Source organism: Actinospongiicola halichondriae, assembly GCF_049103745.1.
Lineage (GTDB): Bacteria > Actinomycetota > Acidimicrobiia > Acidimicrobiales > Salinilacustritrichaceae > Salinilacustrithrix > Salinilacustrithrix halichondriae.
The window spans coordinates 1,516,063-1,536,393 of the sequence record NZ_CP171622.1; the positions used below are offsets into that span (position 1 = coordinate 1,516,063).

At 68.8% G+C, this 20,331-nt stretch carries 20 protein-coding genes; 9 read left to right on the forward strand and 11 right to left on the reverse strand.

The genetic code is table 11. The features are described from left to right. Nucleotides 1-20: 20 nt before the first annotated feature. From AB8619_RS07500 to AB8619_RS07515, 4 genes are all read right to left on the reverse strand, one after another. Entirely contained in the window at nt 21-1,070 is a 1,050-nt protein-coding gene (locus tag AB8619_RS07500; RefSeq protein ID WP_436795840.1) for an HpcH/HpaI aldolase/citrate lyase family protein, read from the reverse strand. Between the two features lie 88 nt (nt 1,071-1,158). Beyond that, nucleotides 1,159-1,788: a TetR/AcrR family transcriptional regulator gene (locus AB8619_RS07505; protein ID WP_436795841.1), complete on the reverse strand. Its 630-nt coding sequence runs from the start codon at nt 1,786-1,788 to the stop codon at nt 1,159-1,161. Between the two features lie 91 nt (nt 1,789-1,879). Next, a complete protein-coding gene (locus AB8619_RS07510; protein WP_436795842.1) occupies nt 1,880-2,701 on the reverse strand; it encodes an SDR family NAD(P)-dependent oxidoreductase in 822 nt (273 codons plus the stop codon). A gap of 23 nt (nt 2,702-2,724) precedes the next feature. Beyond that, nucleotides 2,725-3,717, reverse strand: coding sequence for a phosphotransferase family protein (locus tag AB8619_RS07515; RefSeq protein WP_436796359.1), 993 nt, complete (start codon nt 3,715-3,717; stop codon nt 2,725-2,727). A 151-nt stretch (nt 3,718-3,868) separates the two neighbouring features. Between AB8619_RS07515 and AB8619_RS07520 the strand changes: the two genes are divergently transcribed. Together AB8619_RS07520 and AB8619_RS07525 are read left to right on the forward strand one after the other, a co-directional pair. Further along, nucleotides 3,869-5,062, forward strand: coding sequence for a serine hydrolase domain-containing protein (locus AB8619_RS07520; protein WP_436795843.1), 1,194 nt, complete (start codon nt 3,869-3,871; stop codon nt 5,060-5,062). Further along, entirely contained in the window at nt 5,055-6,212 is a 1,158-nt protein-coding gene (locus AB8619_RS07525; RefSeq protein WP_436795844.1) for an acyl-CoA dehydrogenase family protein, read from the forward strand. Before AB8619_RS07520 ends, AB8619_RS07525 begins: the two co-directional genes overlap by 8 nt. A gap of 1 nt (nt 6,213) precedes the next feature. On the opposite strand, the gene AB8619_RS07530 is transcribed toward AB8619_RS07525, so the two are convergent. Genes AB8619_RS07530 through AB8619_RS07540 form a run of 3 tightly spaced genes read right to left on the reverse strand, consistent with a single transcriptional unit; the run spans nt 6,214 to nt 8,830 of the window. Further along, on the reverse strand, nt 6,214-6,795 hold the full coding sequence (locus AB8619_RS07530; protein WP_436795845.1) for a hypothetical protein: 582 nt from the start codon (nt 6,793-6,795) through the stop codon (nt 6,214-6,216). Then, the gene (locus AB8619_RS07535) at nt 6,792-8,105 is read right to left on the reverse strand and encodes a hypothetical protein (protein WP_436795846.1); all 1,314 of its coding nucleotides are present in this window, start codon (nt 8,103-8,105) and stop codon (nt 6,792-6,794) included. The genes AB8619_RS07530 and AB8619_RS07535 overlap by 4 nt, the downstream gene beginning before the upstream one ends. Next, on the reverse strand, nt 8,102-8,830 hold the full coding sequence (locus AB8619_RS07540; protein ID WP_436795847.1) for an ABC transporter ATP-binding protein: 729 nt from the start codon (nt 8,828-8,830) through the stop codon (nt 8,102-8,104). Before AB8619_RS07540 ends, AB8619_RS07535 begins: the two co-directional genes overlap by 4 nt. Nucleotides 8,831-8,964: 134 nt before the next feature. On the opposite strand from AB8619_RS07540, the gene AB8619_RS07545 reads away from it, so the two are divergent. Next, complete coding sequence (locus AB8619_RS07545) at nt 8,965-10,452, forward strand: ABC transporter substrate-binding protein (RefSeq protein ID WP_436795848.1); 1,488 nt, start codon at nt 8,965-8,967, stop codon at nt 10,450-10,452. Here the strand turns inward: AB8619_RS07545 and AB8619_RS07550 are convergent. Both AB8619_RS07550 and AB8619_RS07555 read right to left on the reverse strand, forming a co-directional pair. After that, nucleotides 10,422-12,386 (reverse strand): ABC transporter permease, encoded by a 1,965-nt coding sequence (locus AB8619_RS07550; protein WP_436795849.1) that lies wholly within the window; start codon nt 12,384-12,386, stop codon nt 10,422-10,424. The genes AB8619_RS07545 and AB8619_RS07550 overlap by 31 nt on opposite strands. A gap of 43 nt (nt 12,387-12,429) precedes the next feature. Beyond that, nucleotides 12,430-13,566 (reverse strand): hypothetical protein, encoded by a 1,137-nt coding sequence (locus tag AB8619_RS07555; RefSeq protein WP_436795850.1) that lies wholly within the window; start codon nt 13,564-13,566, stop codon nt 12,430-12,432. A gap of 56 nt (nt 13,567-13,622) precedes the next feature. Between AB8619_RS07555 and soxR the strand changes: the two genes are divergently transcribed. Next, nucleotides 13,623-14,093, forward strand: coding sequence for a redox-sensitive transcriptional activator SoxR (gene soxR, locus AB8619_RS07560; protein ID WP_436795851.1), 471 nt, complete (start codon nt 13,623-13,625; stop codon nt 14,091-14,093). Nucleotides 14,094-14,170: 77 nt separating this feature from the next. Continuing rightward, nucleotides 14,171-14,953, forward strand: a complete 783-nt coding sequence (locus tag AB8619_RS07565; RefSeq protein ID WP_436795852.1) for an SDR family NAD(P)-dependent oxidoreductase — start codon at nt 14,171-14,173, stop codon at nt 14,951-14,953. Here the strand turns inward: AB8619_RS07565 and AB8619_RS07570 are convergent. Together AB8619_RS07570 and AB8619_RS07575 are read right to left on the reverse strand one after the other, a co-directional pair. Further along, complete coding sequence (locus AB8619_RS07570) at nt 14,931-15,341, reverse strand: cobalamin B12-binding domain-containing protein (RefSeq protein WP_436795853.1); 411 nt, start codon at nt 15,339-15,341, stop codon at nt 14,931-14,933. The two genes, AB8619_RS07565 and AB8619_RS07570, sit on opposite strands and share 23 nt — an antisense overlap. Beyond that, on the reverse strand, nt 15,341-16,978 hold the full coding sequence (locus tag AB8619_RS07575) for an acyl-CoA mutase large subunit family protein (protein WP_436795854.1): 1,638 nt from the start codon (nt 16,976-16,978) through the stop codon (nt 15,341-15,343). The genes AB8619_RS07570 and AB8619_RS07575 overlap by 1 nt, the downstream gene beginning before the upstream one ends. Before the next feature lie 57 nt (nt 16,979-17,035). On the opposite strand from AB8619_RS07575, the gene AB8619_RS07580 reads away from it, so the two are divergent. The 4 genes from AB8619_RS07580 to AB8619_RS07595 all read left to right on the forward strand — a co-directional run bounded on the left by AB8619_RS07580 (nt 17,036) and on the right by AB8619_RS07595 (nt 20,327). Further along, nucleotides 17,036-17,527, forward strand: a complete 492-nt coding sequence (locus AB8619_RS07580; RefSeq protein WP_436795855.1) for a MarR family transcriptional regulator — start codon at nt 17,036-17,038, stop codon at nt 17,525-17,527. Nucleotides 17,528-17,558: 31 nt separating this feature from the next. Continuing rightward, nucleotides 17,559-18,317: an SDR family oxidoreductase gene (locus AB8619_RS07585; RefSeq protein ID WP_436795856.1), complete on the forward strand. Its 759-nt coding sequence runs from the start codon at nt 17,559-17,561 to the stop codon at nt 18,315-18,317. Beyond that, a complete protein-coding gene (locus AB8619_RS07590) occupies nt 18,311-19,420 on the forward strand; it encodes a serine hydrolase domain-containing protein (protein WP_436795857.1) in 1,110 nt (369 codons plus the stop codon). Before AB8619_RS07585 ends, AB8619_RS07590 begins: the two co-directional genes overlap by 7 nt. A 61-nt stretch (nt 19,421-19,481) precedes the next feature. Then, nucleotides 19,482-20,327 carry a mechanosensitive ion channel family protein gene (locus tag AB8619_RS07595; RefSeq protein WP_436795858.1) on the forward strand — a complete coding sequence of 282 codons (846 nt, stop codon included), beginning with the start codon at nt 19,482-19,484 and terminating at the stop codon, nt 20,325-20,327. The last annotated feature ends 4 nt before the right edge of the window (nt 20,328-20,331 follow it).

The following is a 20,331-nucleotide window of genomic DNA, read 5'->3' on the forward strand; positions in this document are numbered from 1 at the left end:
GAAACCAACGAGATTTTGGGTCACAGGCCGTAGGCGGCTTTGAGGTCGGCGTCGCGTTCGGCGAGCTGCTTGGCGAGGTCGAGCACGACGAGGCACTGCTTGACCGAGGCGTCGTCCTCCATCTTGCCGTCGAGCATGACGGCACCGGTGCCGTCGCCCATGGCCTCGACCACGGCCTTGGCGTGTTCGACGTCCTCGACCGGGGGAGAGAACACCTTCTTGGCGATGTCGATCTGCACGGGGTGCAGCGACCATGCGCCGACGCAGCCGAGCAGGTAGGCGTTTCGGAACTGGTCCTCGCAGCCGACGGTGTCGCGGATGTCGCCGAACGGGCCGTAGTAGGCGTAGATCCCGTTGGCGGCGCAGGCATCGACCATGCGGGCGACCGTGTAGTGCCACAGGTCCTGCTGAGCGGTGACCCGACCGGCTTCGAGATCGTCGCCCGTGGGGTCGGAACGGACCAGGTAGCCCGGATGCCCGCCACCGACCCGCGTCGTCTTCATGCGCCGGTTGGCGGCCAGGTCGGCGGGGCCGAGGGAGAGGCCTTGCATCCGGGGGGAGGCCGCGCAGATCTCCTCGACGTTCGCCACGCCTCGGGCGGTCTCGAGGATTGCGTGCACCTGGAGCGGTTCGGTCAGACCGGCCTTGGCCTCGAGTTGGGCGAGGAGGCGGTCGACGTAGTGGATGTCCTCGGGACCTTCGACCTTCGGGATCATGACGACGTCGAGCTTGTCGCCGATGGCAGGGACGATCTCGAGCAGGTCGTCGAGGCCCCACGGTGAGTCGAGGCTGTTGACGCGGGTCCAGAACTGGCAGTCACCGAAGTCGACGGTCTGGCCGACCTCGATCAGACCAGCCCGTGCCGCTTCCTTGTCGGAGGCCGGCACGGCGTCTTCGAGATTCCCGAGGAGCACGTCGCACGTCTCGACCATCCCTGGCACCTTGGAGCGCATCTTCTCGTTGGCCGGCGGGAAGAAGTGGATGTTCCGTGATGGACGGAACGGGATCTCACGGAGCGGGGCAGGAGCGCCGATCGCGAGTGGAGCGAAGAAGTCTTTGGCGCTGCGCACCGGTATCTCCTCGGGGGCGTGGTCGGACAGATCCATCCCGAAGGTACTGCTGGTGTGGGATCCGCCGGAAAAGCCCGGCGGCGGCCGATCAGGTCAACATGTCGTCGAAGGTGTCGCGGAGATACTGCACCGCGCCCTCGACCGTGAGCCCGCGTGTGCCTCGGAGCAGTTCGATGGTCTCGAGTTGCGTGAGGATGTCGAGGGTCACGCCGACGACCTGCGCGGTGTCGTCCGCCATCTGGCCGAGTTCGGGCGCGAACATGGCCGCGGTCTGGCGGGACAGCTGCTCGCGACAGCGGTCCATGGCCTCGGCGATCCGGGGATCGAGGCGCTCACGGGCGGTCGCGGCGATGTGCACCGTCCGGACCGACTCGAACAGACGGACGCGCGCAGCACAGAACCGCTCGATCCTGTCGAGCAGGGGTCCCTGTCCGAGCCCGGACAGGAGGAAGAGCGGCCGAGCGATGTCGTACTGGCGGTCGATCGCTGCGGCGATCAGGTCGTCGACGTCGTCGAAGTAGCGATAGACCGATCGCAGCGACACGCCGGATCGATGGGCGATCTCATGCACGCCGGGGGAGAGCTTGCCCTCTTCGAAGAGTTCGAGGACCGCCTCGAGGACGCTGTTCCTGTTGCGATCTCGACGTGCCGTCCGGCCGTCGACCGGGATGGATTCATGGACGAACGGTGCGCGTTCGTCTTGCGAACTGGTCTGCATGTGGATGTCCTTTGCCGGACCCGCCAGGGACCTGAGCCTGTGCACGTGGTCCAGTCGGACCAGGTGCGTTTGATGCAGGGTAGCGCCGGGATCAGAGCGAGATGTCGATGTCGCGCTCGTCGGGGTACATGTCGCGCATGACCTGTCCGACGATCCGAACGGCATCGGCGCGCGGCATCGACTCGAGCATGGCTTCGGAATCCCGGTTCGACGAACCGGCGACGAGCGTCGGCTGACCGGACCCGAGCGCGTCGAGCGCTTCGGCCACCACGTCGTCCGGCACCATCAGGGTCGCCGTCCCGAGCCCCGACTGGGGCAGCGACGACAGCCATCCAGGGGTCCGCGTCGAGCCGGGGAGTACGCCGAGCACGTCGATACCGTCGTCGGCCAGCTCGTCCCACAGCGACTCGGCGAGGATCGCCAGGTACGCCTTCGACGCTGCGTAGGTGGCGACCAGGGGTGCTCCACGTCGTGAGGACAGCGACGACATCAGGATCACGCCGGAGCGGTCGCGCTCGGTCAACCTCGGGAGGAGTCGGTGCAGCAACGCCACCGGGGTCGCCAGGTTCACCTGGAGCTGGGCCTCGATCGAGGCCAGCGGCTGTTCTCGGAAGAAGCCGACGTGCGAGGCCGCGGCGTTGGCCACGAGGAGCCCGACGTCGAGGTCGGCGACGGCATCGACCAGGGTGCTGGCCGCGTCGGGCAGCCCGAGATCGACGTCGAGGCGCCGGCACGCCACCGAGGACCGCAGTCCACCAGCCAACGCCTCGAGCGCGTCGGCGTCGCGATCGACGAGCACCAGGTCGAGTCCCCGTCGGGCCAGCTGACGCGCGTAGGACTCGCCCAATCCGGCGCCGGCCCCGAGCACCAGCGCCCACGGGCCGTACCTGTCAGCGAAGTCGTGTCCGGTCATCCGCTCACCATATGCACGGACGATCAGGTGCCGTCGATGACGGCAAGCGCTCTCTCGAACAACCCGACCGTCGTCGCATGCAGCAGGTCGCCGATCTCCTTCGGGGCCTTGCCGGCGAACGCACGAGCGTGTGTGCCCTCGAGGATGATCCCGAGCCGGTACGCGGCCAGCACGTGGTACCAGTCGACGTGGTCGACGCTCCGTCCGCTCGCTGCTGCGTAGTGGGCGACGAGTTCGTCCTTGTCCGGCAGGTCGGCGATGCCGCCGCCGACGCCACCGGGGCCGTTGCCGTCCTCGCCCCCCGGCCAGGTGGAGAGCAGGTGACCGAGATCGAGCAGCGGATCGCCGATGGTGCACAACTCCCAGTCGACGACCGCCGCGAGTTCGGGGCCGTCGTTCCGGACCAGGACGTTGGCGAAGTGGAGGTCGCCGTGGATGATGCCGGGTGTCCACGAGTCCGGACGGTGGTCGTCGAGCCACGCGGCGACCCGATCGACGCCGGGGATGTCGGGACCGGGATAGCCGTCGAGGTCGCCGTAGCCGACCAGTTGGCTGCGCCAGCGGTCGACCTGGCGTTCGAGCCAGCCGTCCGGACGCCCGAAGTCGCCCAGTCCGACGGCCTCGTGGTCGACCCGTGACAGCGCAGCAGCGGCATCGGCCATGGAGAGCCCCATGGCGTGGCGCATCGCCGGATCGGATCGATGTGGCTCCGGGAGCCCCGCCGCCGGGTTGAAACCCTCGATCGGCTCCATCAGGTAGAACGCCGCGCCGAGCACGTCGGTGTCCGGTTCGGCGGCGATGAGGCCGGGGTGGGGGACGTCGGTGCCGGCGAGGGCCGCGAGCACCCGAGCCTCGCGTCGCATCGTCTCGTCGGAGTTGCGCCGCTTGTGGAGCGGTGGATGGCGAAGGACGTACGAACGCCCCGACCGGTCGAAGCGGAGCAGGATGTTCTGGGTGCCACCGGTCAACACGGTGACGTCCTGGAGATGCCCCGTGCCGAGGTCTCTCTCGTCCATCCAGGCCTCGAGCCGGTCGAGGTCGATGGGCACGTCGGGCGTCGCGGGGCGTTCCACGCCCGGAGTCTCGCACTTGAACCGCGGGTCAGTCGCGAGGTCGTCCGGGGGCTAGCGTCGCCCGGACCGATCCGATCTTGCAGGGGGACATCCGATGACGACAGTGAACGGGACCGTGGCCGAGGGCTTCGAAGGAGTCCGCCAGGCGTTCGAGGAGAACTTCGCCACCCATGGCGACGTCGGTGCCGGCGTCGCGGTGTTCGTCGACGGCGAATGCGTCGTCGACCTCACGGGCGGGCTCGCCGATCCCGTTGCACAGACGCCGTACGACGCAGACGCACTGCAGTTGGTGTTCTCGTCGACGAAGGGGATCGCTGCCATCTGCGCCCATCTCCTGGCGCAGCGGGGCCAGCTCGACTTCGAAGCGAAGGTCGCCGACATCTGGCCCGAGTTCGCGGTCAACGGCAAGGCCGACGCGACCCTCGCCGACGTGATGAGCCACCGGGTCGGTCTGCCGGTCGTGGACGAGCGGCTGTCACTCGATCAGGTCCTCGCCATCGATCCCATCGTCGAGGCGCTCGCAGCGCAGGCGCCGTTGTGGGAGCCCGGTACGGCGCACGGTTATCACGCGCTGACCTACGGATGGTTGGTCGGCGAGATCGTCAAGCGCGTGGACGGTCGCCCGATCGGGCAGTTCGTGGCCGAGGAGTTGTCTGGTCCGCTCGGCCTCGATCTCTGGATCGGCCTCCCCGACGCGCAGCACGACCGGGTCGCCCCGCTCATCGCCATGGACCCGGGCGATGCATCCTTCGACCTGACGGACCCGGAGATCGCGCCGCTGCTGGGTGACCTCGCGGCAGCGTTCCTCGATCCCGAGTCGGTCACCAACCGTGCCCTCCACCTGAACGGGGCGTTCAGTCTGGGTGGAGCGGACGGCCTCGCCTGGAATCGCCCCGAGGTCTGGCGTTCGCAGATCCCGGCAGCGAACGGAATCACCAACGCCCGCTCGTTGGCGAAGTTGTACGCCTCGTGTGTGAGCGAGGTCGACGGTGTGCGCCTCCTCGACGACGAGACCGTGAAGCGGGCGACCGAGGAGCGGAGTGACGGACGCGACCGCACGCTCGTCGTGCCGACACGCTTCGGACTCGGGTTCTTCATCCCCTCGACGTTCTCGCCGCTCATGGGGCCGGCCAGCTTCGGACATGCCGGTGCCGGGGGCTCGTTGGGTCTCGCCGACGCCGATCGCAAGGTCGGCTTCGCCTACGTCATGAACAAGATGAGCGCCAACCTGTCGGACGATCCGCGGACCGGCGGTCTCATCGCTGCCGTCGAGGCCGCTCTTGACTGAGGATCCGTACGCCGACCTCCGCGACGGCGTCCGTCGGGTCTGTTCACGCTTCGACGACGAGTACTGGCGCGAGCGCGACTCGGCCCACGAGTTCCCGTGGGCCTTCTACGAGGCCTTGGCCGAGGGTGGGTGGGTCGGGATCTGCATCCCCGAGGAGTTCGGCGGTGGCGGCTGCGGCATCACCGAGGCGTCGATCCTGGTGGAGGAGGTCGCGGCGTCGGGCGCAGCGATGAACGGCTGCTCGGCGATCCACCTGTCGATCTTCGGCATGAACCCGGTCGTGAAGCACGGCACCGATGCCCAGAAGCAGCGCTACCTGCCACGCATCGCCGACGGCAGCCTGCATGTGAGCTTCGGGGTGACCGAACCCGACGCCGGAACGGACACCAGTCGGATCTCGACGCGGGCGACCAAGGTCGACGGTGGCTACCTGGTCCGGGGTCGCAAGGTCTGGATGACCAAGGCTTCGATCTCCGAGAAGGTCCTGCTCCTGGTCCGCACGACGCCGCGCGACGAGGCAGCGAAGCCCACGCACGGGATGACGTTGTTGCTCGCCGACCTGAAGGACCCGGCGGTCGACATCAACCCGATCGACAAGCTCGGCCGGAACGCGGTGGTGTCGTGCGAGGTGGGCTTCGACGGCCTGTTCGTACCCGACGAGGACCGACTCGGTGAGGAAGGAGAGGGCTTCAAGCTCCTGCTGGACGGCCTGAACCCCGAGCGCATCCTGCTTGCGGGCGAAGCACTCGGGATCGGTCGGGTCGCGTTGTCCCGCGCGATCGGCTACGCCAACGAGCGCGTCGTGTTCGATCGGCCGATCGGGCAGAACCAGGGCTTGGCGTTTCCCCTCGCTGACGCGCACATGCGTCTCCGCGCCGCAGAGTTGGCCGTCCGTGACGCCAGCGCCCGCTACGACGCCGGCCTCCCGTGCGGCGAGGCCGCGAACACCGCGAAGTACCTGGCGGCCGAAGCCGGCTACCTCGCCGCCGACCGTGCTCTGCAGACGCACGGAGGAATGGGATACGCCTCGGAGTACGACGTCGAGCGGTACTGGCGCGAAGCTCGGCTCATGCGCATCGCTCCCGTGAGCCAGGAGATGGTCCTCAACTACGTGTCCGAGCACGTGCTCGGACTGCCACGGAGCTACTGAGTCAACCGACCGGTGGACGGCAGATCTGGCACCGGCCCAGGGTGCCGTCGAAGGTCACGTCGTGCACCGCACGCCCGGCCACGAGTCGACAGTCGCGCCGATGGGCCATCGAGCCCTTGGCGGTGGCGACGAGATCCACCGTGACAGCGACGTCCGCTCGGGCCGACGCACCGGAACGGACGTCGCGGAGCGACTGCTCGATCCGCTCGAGGGCCAGGGCGGTTCGCTCCGCCGAGGCCTCGGCTGCGTCGGCACGGGCACGGGTCTCGTCCAGCAGGTCCGTGAGCCAGCGGGCGAAGTACAGGAAGCCACCAGCGAACATCAGCCCGAGCCCGAGCAGGCCGCCCGAGATCAGGTAGGGGATCTGAAGGAAGACCCGTGTGGTGTTGGCAGCTCCGTACCAGCCGAGGAGGATCAGGATCGCTCCCGTGGGCAGGAGCACCGGTCCGGCGAGGCGGAGCAGGCGATCGGCATCGGGCCGCGACGCTCGCGTCGCGAGTCCACGTACCGCGTCGTGGAGTCGGTCTCCGGCACCGGGACCGGCGCCGGCGGCGGTCAGGTCGTCGGCCGTCGCGATGCTCATGGTTCTTCTCCGTCGATGAGGCAGGCGGCGGCCGTGGGTTCGGTCACCGCTTCGTGGAAACGTCGGAGTCCCCGCCCGGCGACGAGCGCGCCGAGGAGGACGATGATCGGCATGACGAACCCGACACCCGAGAACCGATCGACGATGAGTTGGGTGTCGAGCACGGGCGCAGGAGCCAGCACGTCGGCGACGTCGGCGATGGTGGCCGAGGGCGTGGGCGCGAAGTCGGTCGGGGAGAAGTCGACGGCACCCGTGTCGAACGGGGCGGGGTCTGGAGCGACCGGAGTTCCGAACGGCGTGGCGGTGGCGGGCGGGAGGGGAGTGGCGGTGAACGGGAGCCCCGACGTGGCCTGCGCATAGGCATTCGAACCGCCGATGGCGAGCACACCGTCGCCGCCCTGGCCTGCCTCGGGGTCCCCGAGGACGAGGTTCACGACGAGAGCGCCCGATCGGTACTCCTGGATGGTGCCGCCATCAGTGGACCGTGGCTTGCTCAGGTACACCTCGATCTCGAACGCTTCGGCGAAGTTCGACAGCACATCGTCGATGACCGTCTGAGCGATGGCGTCGGCGGGGTTCTCGGTGGTGCCGTCGCCGGCGTGGATCCCGTTCTCGTCGACGCGAGCCGGTTGCCCGGCGACAGCGAGCCCCGAGACCGCGGTGCTGCCCTCGTTGCTCCCGGTCGTGCCGTCGGTTCGTGCGATCGACGTCGTGCGGACCGAATCGATGGTGATCACGCCGCCGATGTCGATGTCGGTCACGGTGGCCGACGCCGTCACCACGAGGACACCGTCGACGAGTTCGGACCGACTGACGCTCCGGACCTCGCCGAAGGTGAGGAACTCGGACCCCTCGCCGGTGAACCCGCCCGACGTGGCCACGGCTTCGGCCAACGGGCCGTCGACCCGGGCCGCCATCCCCGGTCCGCTCGCCTCGGGTGGGCCGGCCGTGCTGGCCTCGGCGCGGACGGGGTAGTTGAGCACGCCGGCCTCCTCGGGTGCACCGAAGACCTGGGCGAGACTTCCCGCGTTCCCGACCAATTCGCCGGGCCACTCGGAGCTCGCGAGTGCGAGCCCGTTGGCACCGGTGTCGAGCGACGAGTAGGTGTGCGCGGTCTTCGACTGCGCCTGGGGGTACCCGGCTTGGGTCGGATCGCCGCCGGTCTGTGTGACCGCGTCGCTGTCGCCGAGGCCGAGGTAGCCGATGAGTTCTTCCTGCTGTGCCGACGACGGTCCGACGAACGGCCCGATGACGAGCACGAGACCTACTGCGGTGGTGATCGCCGCGCGGGTGCGAGGTCCGATCCTCATGCCGCCGACCCACCCAGGTATGCCTCGTCGAGGTCGTCGGCGAGGTCGCCGGGCTCTCCCACGACCGCCAGCCGGCCATGCAGCATGATCCCGGCGTAGTCGGCGACGGGCAGCGCCATACGGGCGAACTGCTCGACGAGGAGGATCGTGATGCCTTCGCGAGCGAGGTCGGCGACCGCCTCGTAGAGCCCCTCGACGATGACCGGCGCCAGTCCCATCGACAGTTCGTCGAGCAGCAGGAGCGATGGATCGACCGTCAGCGCTCGCGCCATCGCCAGCATCTGTTGCTCTCCGCCCGAGAGGGTGCCGGCGACCTGCGACCGGCGCTCGCCCAGCCGAGGGAACCGAGCGAACGCTCGCTCGCGGATCTCGGCGGCCGACCGACCGCTCGCCGTGTACGTGGCCAGGAGCAGGTTCTCGTCGATGGACAGGTTGGGGAAGATCCCGCGTCCCTCGGGAACGCTGCACACCCCGGCGCGAGCGAGCCGGGCGGTCGAGGCGCCGTTCACGTGGACGCCGCCGATGTGCACGCATCCAGCGGTGGGGGCGAGTCGCCCGTTGATGACGTTGAGGGTCGTGGTCTTGCCGCCGCCGTTCGGACCGAGGAGGGCGAAGACCGAGCCGCGTGGGACGACGAGATCGACTCCGCGCAACACCTCGATGCGGCCGTAGGCCGCGCGCATCCCGCGCAGCTCGAGCGCAGGCGCCACGTCGTCATCGACCATCGATCGACCCATCGTCCCCAGTTCCGTCCCCTGCCGATGCCGTCATCCGCTGATGGCGGCATCGATCGTGTCGTACAGTACCCAACGCACCGGCGACGCGCTCGGTGGTGTCCGGGTCGGCACGTTGGGGGAACATGAGGGATCGCAGGCGTTTGATCGCCGCGTTGATGGTGCTCGTCACCGTCGCTGCGGCATGTGGTGGTCGGTTGACCGAGGAGGAGATCCGCGCCGAACTCGCGGCCGACGGGACCGGTGCCGAGGGCGGTGGCCCGATCAGGACGGGGTCTGGTGGACAGCAGTCAGGGTCGTCGGACGACGACCTGGATCTCGGCCAGTCGCCCGGCGACGAGTCGACGTCGGACTCCGGCAACGGACCGTCGACCGGCGGGGGCGAAGGGCCTTCGGGAGCGGGGGAGCAGCCCTCGGCACCGGAGGTCGAAGCGCCGCAGGGCGGCAACGGCGGCGCCACCGACGTGGGTGTGACCGCGACCGAGATCACGCTGGGCAACGTGTCGACGCTGTCCGGGCCCGTCCCTGGCCTGTTCCGCGGTGCCCTCGTGGGCACGCAGGCGGCCTACGCCTACCAGAACAGCCAAGGCGGTCTGTTCGGCCGGACCTTCAAGGTCGTGTCGGGCGACGACAACTTCGATGCCGGGCAGAACCGCTCGCGTCACAAGGAACTCAAGGACAAGGTCTTCGCGTTCTCCGGTTCGTTCTCGCTGAGCGACGTGGCGAGCGTCCCGGAGATCCAGGGATCCGGCGTCCTCGACGTCGGACGCGCGCTGGCCAAGGCGCGCCAGGACGTTCCCACCCACATCTCGCCGTTCCCGTTCGACGTCGGTTGGCCGACGACGGGCTGTGACTATCTCAAGGCCAGGTTCGGTGCCGACAAGATCAAGCGGATGGCGATCTTCTGGGGCAACGCCGACGCGGCGCGAGCGAACGCGGCGTGGCAACAGCAGGCATGCGAATCCGTCGGTTTCGAGTTCGTGTACGGCCGTGAGTTCCAGGCGACCGAGACCAACTTCACGACCGATGCCATCCAGATGCAGGGCAAGGACGTCGAGGGATACCTGATCGTGTTCGACGTCACCGGCATCGCTCGGTTCATGAAGTCGATGAAGCAGCAGGGTTTCGTCCCGCCCATGCGTTACCCGTCGCCGGCCGCGTACGACTCGGGGTTGTTCAAGGCTGCCGGCGGCGCCGACCCCCTGAACGGAGCGATCATCGGCATGGGCAACGCCCTGTACCTGGGCCAGGACGCGGCGAAGGTCCCCGAGGTGTCGCTCTTCCTCGACTGGATGGCCAAGGTCGACCCGTCGCAGAAGGTGGACATCTTCGCCTTCTACGGTTGGTTGTCCGGCCGGTTGATGATCGAGGCCATGAAGGAGGTCGGGCCGAACGTGACACGTGAGGCGGTCCTGCAGCAGATGCAGTCCATGCATGCGTGGGACAACTTCGGCATGACCGAGTCGCTCGACATCGGGGCGAAGAAGCCCGGGGTGTGCGAGACCTATCTCGAGATCGTCAAGGGCGAGTTCACCCGGGTCCAGCCGTCGAACGGCTTCCAGTGCGAGGGACGATTCGTCGCCTACAAGGGCAACGGCACGCCGCGGGTCTGATCGGTCACGTCGGTCATGTCGGCCGGTTCGCCGGGTGCCGCGGGTTCGGCGGGAGCCTCGATCGAACGGAGACGCTCGAGTCGGCCGAGGATGACGCCGGCGAAGCCGTTCGGTTGACGGCTCACGACGATGGCGCCGATGCCGATGAAGAGTCCCTCGAGCTGGATCGAACTGTCGAAGACCTCCTTCTGGATGACCGGCAGGACGGCGAAGACGACACCGCCGATGAACGCGCCGGTGACGGTCGTGAGTCCGCCGATGGTGGCCAGCAGGAACACGAAGAGGCTGCGGATCGCGTTGAAGTCGATCGCCCCGGCCGATCCTCGGGTGATGCCGAAGAGGCCGCCGGCCATCCCCGCCATGGCGGCCGACGTGGCGAAGACCCGGATCTTCGTGCGGAGGATGCTCATCCCCAGCGTTGCCGCGGCAGCGGGGCTGTCGGACATCGCGCTCAGGCGTCGGCCGAACGCGCTCCGCCGTGTCGCCAGGACGAACAGCGCGAAGGCTGTGAAGCCCGTCGCGGCCACGAGGAACTTGGCACGGTCGCCGCTGAAGTCGAGCGGTCCGAGCTTCACCGACTCGAAGAAGCTGTTGCCGCCGCTCGGATAGGCGTTGGGATGACTGAAGACGATCTCGTCGGCGAACAGCGCCACCGAGAAGGTGACCAGCGCGAGGTAGAGATCCTGTAGTCGGAGCGCCGGGAGCGCGACGATGGCGCCGACGACCGCGGTGACCGCCCCGGCCACGACGAGGCCGATCAGCTGCCCGTCGGGGAACAGCTTTCCCATCACGAGTGCACCGATGCCCACGAAGGTGAACTGACAGAGCGCGATCTGTCCGCCGTAGCCCGACAGGAGCACGAGGCTCAGCATGACCATGCCGAACACGAGGCCGGTGGTGGCGTCGAAGAGCCGGACATCGTCGAGCAGGCCCGAGATGACGACGGCGACGGCGAGGAACGCGCCCGCTCGTCGGAGCGCGGTCGGTCCGTCCGGGACCCGCGGCGTCACCGCGCCGATGACCCGACCGACCCGGAGTCGTGTCTGGGGCAGGAACACCAGCACGACCAGGAGGAAGAGCACCGGGATCACCGGGTTGATCTCGAAGAAGATCGAGTTGCCGCCGAGGAGCCCGGCGCCGATGTCCACCCGGCTGCCGTACCCCACCACGTACGACTGGAGACAGCCGAGGATGAGCGCGCCGCTGAAGGTCAGCGGGAGGCTGCGGAGCTGGCCGAGGATCGCCGCGGCGTAGCCGTTGATCACCAGGAGGGTCAGCCCGGTGTGGCTGAGGGTCAGGTCTGGGGCGAGGAGGATTCCCGCGATGCCGGCGAGGACCGTCCCGATGATCCAGGCGAGCATCGAGACACGCTCGGGGATGATGCCGTTCTGTGCTGCGAGTCCCGGATCGTCGACCACGGCACGCATCGCGACCCCGACGCGCGTGCGGAAGAGCAGGAGGCGGAGTCCGATCGCGACGGCGGCAGCGACGACCAGGATCGTGAGCTCGTGGTAGCGGACGACGATGCCGAGGACTTCGAACGACGACCCCGGGAAGAAGTCCGGAAGCGCACGCGCCTCGTTGCCCGACCAGATGGTCTGGCCGATGCCGAGGAGCATCACGAGCAGACCGACGGTCACCACGAGTGAGACCCCGACGTTGGCGCCGGCGAGTCGTCGGAACAGGAGGCGCTCCATCGCGATGCCCATCAGCGGAGCGATGACCACGAGGCAGAGCAGGAGCGACAGCCAGACCGGCAGTCCGACGTCGACGCTGAGTTGCCAGTAGACGAAGGCGACGATCATGCCCACGGCACCGTGCGCGAAGTTGAACACGCCCGATGTCGTGTACGTCACGACGAGCCCACTGGCCGCGATCGCATAGACCGAGCCCGTGACCACGCCGACCAGCGTGAACCGAAGCAGTTCCCCCATCTCGGGACGATGCTACGACGTGCATCCGGACGGCGCTCGCCAATCAGTCGTCGTGGGCTCGCCACCAGTCGGCGAGGTGGACCGCGGCCGCCAGATGTTGTGACGACCCTGCGGGGTCGGCGCGTGCGGCGTCCATGCAGGAGACGAGGTACTTCGTGAGGTGCGCATCCTCGTGGACGGCGGCGAAGTCGATCGCGGCCTGCAGTGCCGTGGCGTCAGGACGTCGCACGCCAGGGACGAGCGCGTCGGCGCCGATCGGTCCCGCCGGACCCTCGATCTCGTCGAGAGGTCGCGAGGCGAGGGCGGCGCGGAAGCCGACGACGTGGGTCGCTGCGATGGCGAGGATCTCCGCTGGACGCGAGGTCGTCGGCAGCGTCGAGAGGACACCCTGCGGAATGGTGAGACAGTGCGACCAGCCGTAGGGGGCGTGGTCCGGGTCGTCGAGGAGCATCGACGCGGTCGCGGTTCGCAGGATCACCTGCATCGCGAGGTCCGGGTCGGTGTCGTCGTCGATCGCACCCCCGACGACCTCCTCTGCGAGTCCGGACTCCTCTGCCTGGACCATCAACGGGTGGATGGAGTTCGATCCGGGCGGTCCGAGCACGGGAGTCGAGCGGAGCGCACCAGCCAGGTCGCCTCCACCACGACAACCGCCCTCCTGCCAGCGCAGCGACCAGTCCGGGTGTCGGGCGACCTCTCTCGCCAGTGTCCCGAACATGGCCCCGGCGAGGGGCGAGCGGGGACTGGAGCGGGGGAGGTGATGGAGGAAGATCGGTCCGTGTGCTGCGGCCGCCAGGCTCGGTGCGAGGAGGTCGCCCACGGCCTGCGACAGGTGGTGCGCGTCGAGCGTGGCACCGAGGAAGCGGCCGGCTCGGGCCGCCGCGTCGAGATCTCCGTCTCGCGTCGCGGACACGAGGGCATCGAGCGCGCCGCCCGTATCCGAGAACGGCCGGTCGTCGATCTCGATGGCCGAGCCGGAGCCCTCGAATCGGTCGGCGATCGAGACGATCTGCGCCTGCGCTCGGGAACGGGAGTCCGGCGAGGTGTGGGGGAGCAGTGCGGCGCGAGCGAGCAACTCGAGCGGCGCATGGAGGACGAACGAGTCGGGCGGCTCGACCCGTGGCGCGGCGAGCACCGTGGCAGTGGCGTCGACGAGGGCTGCGTCCGAGAGCGGGGGCATGCGGGCACCCTAAGATCTCAAGTCCACTCGAGGTCAAGGACGCGAAAGGCGAGCGGATGTCCAAGATGGAGCTGTCCATCGGCGAGGTGGCGGAACGCTCTGGCCTCGCGGTGTCGGCCGTGCGCTACTACGAGTCCGAGGGACTCATCGATGCCGTCCGGACGTCGGGAAACCAGCGTCGGTTCCCGCGCGACACGCTTCGCAGGATCGGGTTCGTGCGAGCGGCCCAGCGCGTCGGCCTGACCCTGGACGAGGCCCGAGAGGCCCTCGAGCGACTGCCGACGGCTCGCACGCCGACACAGGGCGACTGGGCTCGCCTGGCGACTGCGTGGCGACCGCGCCTCGACGAGCAGATCGCCCGCCTCGAGAAGCTCCGCGACGACCTCGACTCGTGCATCGGATGCGGCTGCCTCTCGCTCGACACCTGCGCGCTCTACAACCCGGACGACGTGGCCTCGGCCCTCGGCGCCGGTGCTCGCTATCTGCAGGGCGACCGCCCGTCGGACGTCGGGGTCGATCCCGACTGACACGGGGCAGCGGCCAGAGCGGCATCCGGGTACGGTCCCGCGCTCGAACGGATGGACAGCGAGACGGGGAGACGACGATGGGGCGATTCGACGGACGGACGATGCTGGTCACCGGCGCGGCGTCGGGCATCGGTGAGGCGACCGTGGACCGGCTGTTGGACGACGGCGCTCACGTCGTCGGTGTCGACCTCGCCGTTCCGGACCGGGACCACGAACGCTTCACCGGAGTCGCTGCCGACGTGAGCGACGACGACGCCGTGCGAGGTGCGTTCGAAGCTGCTGCTGCGGTCACCGGGCGTGTCGACGGCGTGATGCATGCCGCCGGCGTCGGTGGCGGTGGGCCGGTCCACCTGCTCGAACCCGAGGAGTGGGACCGCATCATGCGGATCAACTCCACGGGGACGTTCCTCGTCGCCCGGCACGCCACGAGGCAGATGCTGCAGCAGGACCTCGTCGACGGGGAGCGGGGTTCGATCGTCAACGTCGCGAGCATCGAGGGGATCGAGGGAACCGCCGGCGGCAGCGCCTACAACGCGTCGAAGGGGGCCGTCGCCCTCCTCACCAAGAACATGGCCATCGACTACGGCCGCCAGGGCATCCGCGTCAATGCCCTGTGCCCCGGGTTCATCGACACACCGCTGTTCGAGGTCATCGCCGGGATGCCCGGGATGGAGCACTACAAGGCGGAGCTGGTGGAGGAACACGCCCTCCGGCGAAGCGGTCGCCCGTCGGAGATGGCGTCGGTGGCGGCATTCCTGTTGTCGAACGACGCCAGCTTCGTCACCGGCCACACCCTGATCGCCGACGGCGGCTACACCGCCGGCCGCGACCACGGCATCACCCAGCTGATGGGTCTCTGAGCACGACAGAACGGACCGACTCGGCCACCTCGGTGGCGGAGGCTCCGGGCCCGAGGATCGCGGCGATGCCGGCATCGAGCAGCGGCTGCACGTCGTCGTCGGGGATGATCCCGCCCACGATCACGGGGATGTCGAGCCCGGCGTCCCGGAGCGAGTCGACCATGCGAGGCGCGAGCGTGAGATGGCTGGCGTTGTGCAACGACAGGCCCACGGCATCGGCATCCTCCTGCATGGCTGCAGCCACGACCATCTCGGCGGTCTGGCGCAGTCCGAGGTAGATGACCTCGAAGCCGGCATCTCGCAACATGCGGGTGACGACCCGGAGACCGCGGTCGTGGCCGTCGAGACCGAGCTTGGCCAGCACGATCCGGATGTTCTGCTCTTCCATCAGATGACCGTCTTCTCCACGTAGGTGCCGAACACACTCTCGAGCGCCCGAACGACCTCGCCCTCGGTGGCGTAGGCCTTCGCGGCATCGATGAGCACGGGCATCATGTTGACCGTCGGGTCGGCGGCGTCGGCCTTCACTCGCTCGAGCACGGCGGCGACTGCGGCGTCGTCGCGGTCCTGCTTCACGCCGGCCAAACGCTTGTGTTGGAGTTCCTCGGTCGCCGGGTCGACCCGGAGCAGGTTCTGTTCGCCCTCGTCGTGGCCCTCGGTGAACGCGTTGACCCCGACGATGATGCGTTCGCCGGCGTTGACCTCGCGTTCGAACCGGTACGAGGCGTCGGCGATCTCGCCCACGAAGTAGCCGTTCTCGATGCCTTCGTACACGCCCTCGAGAATGGACCCGTTGCCCAACTCGTCGAGATGAGCGAACACCGCCTCGGCCTGCCGCTCCATCTCGTCGGTCATCCACTCGACGTACGGCGCGCCCCCGAGGGGATCGACCACATTGGCCACGCCGGTCTCGTGGGCGACGATCTGCTGGGTACGCAGCGCGATGCGTGCCGCCTCCTCGGTGGGGAGCGCGAGCGCCTCGTCGTAGGAGTCGGTGTGGAGTGACTGGGTGCCGCCGAGCGCGCCCGACAAGGCCTGGATGGCGACACGGGCGATGTTGTTCTTGGGCTGCTGCGCGGTGAGGGACACGCCGGCGGTCTGGGTGTGGAAGCGCAGCATCTGCGACTTCGGATCGGTGGCGCCGTAACGCTCCTTCATCCAGCGCGCCCAGATCCGGCGGGCGGCTCGGAACTTGCCGATCTCCTCGAAGAAGTCGGAGTGGGCATTGAAGAAGAAGCTCAGGCGCGGAGCGAACGTGTCGACGTCGAGCCCCGCTGCGATCGCGGCCTCGACGTACGCGAAGCCGTTGGCGACGGTGAACGCGAGCTCGTGTGCAGCGGTCGAGCCGGCCTCGCGGATGTGATAGCCGGAGATCGAGACGGGGTGCCATCGGGGCATCTCTGCGGCGGTGAAGGCCATCATGTCGGTGACCAGCCGGACCGATGGCCGCGGCGGGAAGATGTACTCCTTCTGCGCCTGGTACTCCTTGAAGATGTCGTTCTGGATCGTGCCCGAGAGCGCTCCGTGGTCGACGCCGGTCTTCTCGGCCAGCGCGATGTACATCGCCATGACGATGGCGGCCGGCCCGTTGATCGTCATCGACGTCGACACGCCCCCGAGGTCGATGTCGGCGAAGAGGTCCTCCATGTCGGCGAGGGTGTCGACGGCGACGCCGGCTCGACCGACCTCACCGACCGCCCATTCGCTGTCGGAGTCGTGTCCCATCAACGTCGGCATGTCGAACGCCGTCGACAAGCCGGTGCCACCGTTGCGGAGGATGTCCTTGAACCGGGCATTCGTGTCGGTCGCCGTGCCGAAGCCGGCGAACATGCGCATGGTCCACAGGCGCGAGCGGTAACCCGCTGCGTGGATGCCTCTGGTGTAGGGGTACTGGCCGGGGAAGGGCCCGTCGCCGTGGACGGCGTCCTGCTCCACGCCGGACCGGGTCGAGAAGAGCGTGTCCCGCTTCGCCGCCGCGTCGAACGCCGCTTCCCACTGGTTCCGGTCTGTCGTCGGTTCGGTCATGAGCCGCTCATCTCGAAATGGTTTGATGTCCAAGGAGTTTCCCGTACTGTACCCAGTGTGCCGCTCGACTTCGATCCCGTGGCCGAAGCCCGGCGGAACTGGGAGCACCACGGCTGGACGTCGGTGGAGGCGATGGCGGCTGCAACGTCGATCTCCCGTGCCAACCAGATCCTCGTCGGCCGCATCGACGCCACCTTGGCGCCGCTGGGACTCACGTTCTCCCGCTTCGAGGCGCTCGCCCTACTGCACTTCACTTCCGACGGGTGCCTGCCGATGGGCAAGGTCGGGGAGCGCCTCCAGGTCCACGCCGCGAGCGTGACCAACACCGTCGACCGGCTCGAGCGCGATGGGTACGTCGAGCGCCGTCGGCACCGCGACGACGGCCGGACGGTCCTCGCCTGCATCACCGCGAACGGCCGGAGCGTGGTGGAACGGGCTGCGGCCTCGCTGGGTGACGTGGACTTCGGCCTCGACGGACCGGACAGCGTCGACCACGACGCGGTCACCGCGGTCCTGACGCCGGTACGTCGCAACGCCGGGGATTTCTGACACCGCGTCAGATCCCTGCGAGACTGCCCGGATGCGCACCTACGTGGTCTCTGGGTCGGCATCGGGCATCGGTGCCGCCACTGTCGAGCGTCTCGAGGCTTCGGGCCATCGGGTGATCGGCGTCGATCTCACCGGAGCGACGGTCGAGGCCGACCTGTCGACGGATGCCGGTCGAGCGGCCATGGTCGAGGGCGTCCGTGCTGCCTCGTCCGGACAGGTCGACGCGATCGTCGCCTGCGCCGGGATCTCGGCCGAGTCGCCGCAGACGATCTCGGTCAACTACTTCGGCGCGGTGGCGACGCTGGAGGGACTCCGACCCTTCCTGGCCGGATCGGATGCCCCACGGGCGGTGGTGATCTCGTCGGTGGCATCGATCATGGGGGCCGACGAGGGCGTGGTCGATGCCTGCCTCGCGGACGACGAGGCGACCGCCAGGGAGCGGATGGCCGAGAACCCCTCGATGGCGTACCTGACGTCGAAGACGGCGATCGCTCGCTGGATCCGACGCAACGCGCCGACCGCCGCGTGGGCCGGCGCGGGGATCCCGCTCAACGCCATCGCCCCCGGCACCGTCCACACGCCGATGACCGCCGAGTTGCTCGCCGCCGACGGTGGGCTCGAGATGGTCGACAGCGCGGTGCCCATGCCGCTGAACGGGCACGCCGGGCCGGAGCAGATCGCACCGCTGCTCGAGTTCTTGGCCAGCGCGGACAACACGCACGTGACCGGCCAGGTGGTCTTCGTCGACGGCGGAGCGGATGCCGTGCTCCGGGGCGACGCCACATGGTGAGCTCCGACACGAGTGCGCTCGACGCCGAGGAGGTCGAGGGGCTCCGGAGCCGGATCGACCACGACGTGGAGAGGGGGCTCGTGCACGGTGCGCAGCTCGCCATCGCCGTCGACGGCGACGTCCGGCTCTTCGACCACATCGGAGCATCGAGCCCCGGCCAGGTCACCCCTCTCTATTCGGCATCGAAGGTGCTGCCCGTCCTCGCGACCTGGCGGCTGATCGGCGATGGAGAGCTGACGTACGACCGGAAGGTCGTCGACGTCCTTCCCTGGTTCACCGGCGGGGGCAAGGACGACGTCACGGTCGACCACCTCCTCCTCCACACCGCGGGGCTGCCTCGAGCACCGCTCGGTCCGGGTGACTGGGGGGATCCCGGTCGCCGACGGGAGAAGATGGCGAGTTGGTACGTCACGTCGGTACCGGGCGCCGAGTTCGCCTATCACGCGACCTCGGCCTCCTGGGTCCAGGCGGAGGTGCTCGCGGCCGTGTGTGGTACCGATCACGTGTCGGCGATCCACGCACTGGTCACCGACCCGCTCGGTCTCCCGTCGTTCTTCGGCATCGACGACACGGTGCACGATGTCGCCGACCTCGTGGTCGTCGCCGACGGCGACGTGACGGTCGATCTCGGCGAGGCCACGTTCGATGCGCTGCTCCGGTTCAACGACCACGAGGTCCGGCGGGTGGGCGTACCCGGTGCCGGTGCCTACGCGTCCGCCGCCGATGTCGCGATGCTCTACCAGGGCGTCCTGATCAATCCCGGCGGCCTCTGGGACGAGGGCGTCGTCGCCGACGGGACCGGCGCGGTCCGTGTGACCGCCGACGACCCGCTCCGGGCTGCGTCGGCCAACCGCACGCGCGGCTTCATGGTCGCCGGGACCGACGGGATGGCGCCTCGCCGTGGACTGCCGGTCGATGCCGGTCCGCGGACCTTCGGCCACGACGGGGCCGGCGGCCAGGTGGCATGGGCCGACCCCGACACGGGCATGTCCGTGGCGTTCCTCCCTGCCGGGATCGATCCGGACATCGTGCGCCTGACCCGGCGCAGCGTCTCGGTGTCGACCCGTGCAATGCGCTGCCTCGCACGGTCCTCCGACATCTGAGCGAGACCGGGGGAGTCTGAGGACGGCCGCACGGGGGTACGGGTCCCTCATGCTCGTGGGCGTGGACTTGGCCGAGAACGATCTGTTGCGCATCGGCGTGGGTCTGGGGGTCGTGATCGTCGCCTACATCGTCAGCCGCGTCACGCGGCGGGTCCTCGAGCCGAGACTGACGGCCCGCCAGACGCCGAGCTTCGGGCGTGTGGTCTCCCGTCTCGTCGGTTGGGGGATCGTGTCGGTCGCGGTCATCTTCGCCGTGACGCTGGCCTCGCCGAGCGTCAAACCGGTCGACTTCATCGCCGGCCTGGGTGTCTTCTCGATCGCTCTGGGCTTCGCGTTCCAGGACATCTTGTCGAACCTCCTCGCCGGCGTCCTCCTGATCATCCGGCAGCCGTTCCAGCAGGGCGATCAGATCGAGGTCAACGGGTTCACCGGCACGGTCGAGGGCATCACGATCCGCGAGACCACGTTGAAGACCTTCGACGGCCAGCGTGTGATCGTTCCCAACGCCGACGTCTACCAGAGCGCCATCCAGGTACTCACGGCCTTCGGCGAGCGACGTACCAGTCTCGAGATCGGCGTCGGGTACGACGACGACCTCGGAGTGGCCGAAGACGTGATCCTCGACGCCTGCCGCGGTGTCGAGGGCGTGCTGGCCGACCCCGAACCGCAGGCGTACCTGATCGGTCTCGGCGACAACGCGGTCGTGTTCGATCTTCGCTACTGGACCGACCCGCATCAGGCCGACGTGCGTCGTGTCGAGCACCTCGTGTTCCGTGCCGTGAAGGAACGCCTCGACGCGGAAGGACTCGACATGCCGTTCCCGGTCCGTACGATCGAGGCGGCACCGTCGTTGGTGGCGGCCCTCAGGCGAGAGCTCGACGACGTCTCGACCGATGAGGACGGATGATCGT